2 protein-coding genes are annotated in these 2,266 nt (G+C 67.2%); one reads left to right on the top strand and one right to left on the bottom strand.

Going from position 1 to position 2,266, the window contains the following annotated elements; translation table 11 throughout:
• Positions 1–605, bottom strand: a 605-nt coding sequence (locus tag ABNT58_RS14380) for a ferredoxin--NADP reductase (RefSeq protein ID WP_348754148.1), incomplete at its 3' end; no start/stop codon positions are given.
• Positions 606–842: 237 nt separating this feature from the next.
• Between ABNT58_RS14380 and ABNT58_RS14375 the strand changes: the two genes are divergently transcribed.
• Positions 843–2,266 (top strand): 6-hydroxynicotinate reductase (locus tag ABNT58_RS14375; RefSeq protein ID WP_348754147.1); only part of this gene is annotated, 1,424 nt, incomplete at its 3' end.

Here is a 2,266-nt window from a genome sequence, read left to right as displayed (position 1 = left end):
TGGAACAGCTTGCCGCTGACCATCAGGTCGGTCACGCGGCCCATGTTCTTGTAGCTCTCGCGCGTGACGGTGGGGTAGTACAGCAGCTGCTGGCTGATCATCTCGCCCAGGAACTCGTGTTTGGGCAGGTGGTCGGTCACCAGGTCGTGGTAGGCCAGCTCGTCCTTCTGGCGCACGCCGTGGATCAGCACCACCTGCTCGAACTTCTCGTAGGTGGCCGGGTCGCGGATGATGCTCATGAAGGGCGCCAGGCCAGTGCCGGTGCCCACCAGGTACAGGCGCTTGCCGGGCAGCAGGTAGTCGATCAGCAGCGTGCCGGTGGGCTTCTTGCCCACGATCACGGTGTCGCCCACCTGGATGTGCTGCAGCCGGCTGGTCAGCGGGCCGTCGGGCACCTTGATGCTCAGGAACTCGAGGTGTTCCTCGTAGTTGGGGCTGACGATGCTGTACGCGCGCAGCAGCGGCTTGCCGTTGACACGCAGGCCGATCATCGTGAAGTGGCCGTTGGAAAAACGCAGGCCGGCGTCACGCGTGGTGGTGAAGGTGAAGAGGCGGTCGGTCCAGTGGTGGACGCTCAGCACCTTTTCTTCGTGGAATGCGCTCATCGCGAGAGATCCTGATGCAAAGGGGTTGGATGTGGTGTAGGCGGCGGCTTGCCCGCGATTTTGCCCTGCGCCGGTGCGTGCTTCGCCCGATTGCACCAACTCGGCTCCCGATGTAGCCTGCACTACATCCGCGTTAAGTGAATGCTACATACACGGATGGTGCGCGGCAAGCCCGAACCGCTGGCGCGCCTCTTGCACAAGGCATCTTCACCACACGCCCCACCTTTGCAGCGGCCGATGAACGAACACACCAAGACCGATGGCCTGCCCGGCCTCGATGTGCCCGCGGTGCCGCAGGTGCTGGACCGTGCCCGCCCCCGCAACGAGCGCATGGCCAGCGGCAAGATCGAATGCAACGCCTGCCCGGTGCTGTGCCAGATCTCGCCCGGCAAGACCGGCGCGTGCGACCGCTACGCCAACAGCGATGGCACGCTGGTGCGGGTCGACCCGGTGCTGTTTTTGCGCCGCGGCCTGCAAGCCCCGGCCGACCAGGCCCTGCCGCTGGACGGCAGCGCGCCTGCCGATGCAGCCGCCAGCGGCGACGAGTTCTTCGTCACCGGCGTGGGCTCGTCCACCACCTACCCCGACTACAAGCCGGCGCCCTTCATCGTGGCCAGCCAGGCGCGTGGCGTGGACATGGTGACGGTGGTCACCGAAGGCATCTTCAGCTACTGCAGCTTCAAGGTGAAGATCGACACCGACCGCTGGCTGGGGCCCGAGCAGGCCAACATCCGCTGCAAGGGCGAGGTGGTGGGCCACGTCACCACCGCCGAGTACGGCTCGCAGATGCTGTCGCTGGGCGGCGTGCACCACCTCACCGGCGGCAGCAAGAAAGAAGGCCGCATCACCGTGGAGATGATGCAGGCGCTGGGCAACAAGCAGGCGGTCGACCTCAGCATCGACGGCGGCTCGCAGATCACCATCGAGGCCGGCCGGCCGCCCATCGTCAACGGCGTGGAAGAGCAGCGCATGCGCGTGGGCTGCGGCTCGGCCACCATCGGCATCTTCGCCAAGCAGTTCTGGGGGCAGTGCGACGAGGTGGTGGTGGTGGACGACCACATCACCGGCGTGCTCACCGAGCACCAGGCCGGCAAGTGCCTGGACATGAAGCCTTCGGGCCTGAAGGTGCGCGGCCGCAAGTCCACGCCGGGCCGCTACTTCCAGGTGGCCAATCCGGGCACCGGCTGGGGCGGCACCGACATCGCCGACCCGCTGTCCATCATCGACAGCTGGGACGCAGACGTGGCCTGGCCCGGCCTGCGGCTGCTGATGACCTCCACCACCGGCGAACATGCCGCCTGGTTCGTGCTGGACGAGCAGTTGGTGCCGCAACCCGCGCCCATGCCGCCCGCGGTGCAGCGGGTGGTCGAGCGCATCGGCGAGAACTGCGAACCCTCGCTCACCTCGGTGCTGTTCCTCGGCGGCGCGGGCGGCAGCCTGCGCGCCGGCGTCACCGAAAACCCGGTGCTGCTGACCCGCGCCATCAAGAGCGGCATGGTCAACGTGACCTGCGGCGGCGCGCCGGCCTATGTGTGGGGCGGTGGCGGCATCACGGTGATGGTGGACGTGATGCGCATGCCCGACAACAGCTTTGGCACCGTGCCCACGCCGGCCATCGTGGCGCCCATCGAATTCAGCATGAGCATGGCCGACTACCAGGC

It is taken from the genome of uncultured Aquincola sp. (assembly GCF_964001545.1).
GTDB lineage: Bacteria > Pseudomonadota > Gammaproteobacteria > Burkholderiales > Burkholderiaceae_C > Aquincola.
Note: the sequence above shows the minus strand (reverse complement) of the source record. Positions and strands in the feature narration are given on the sequence as shown.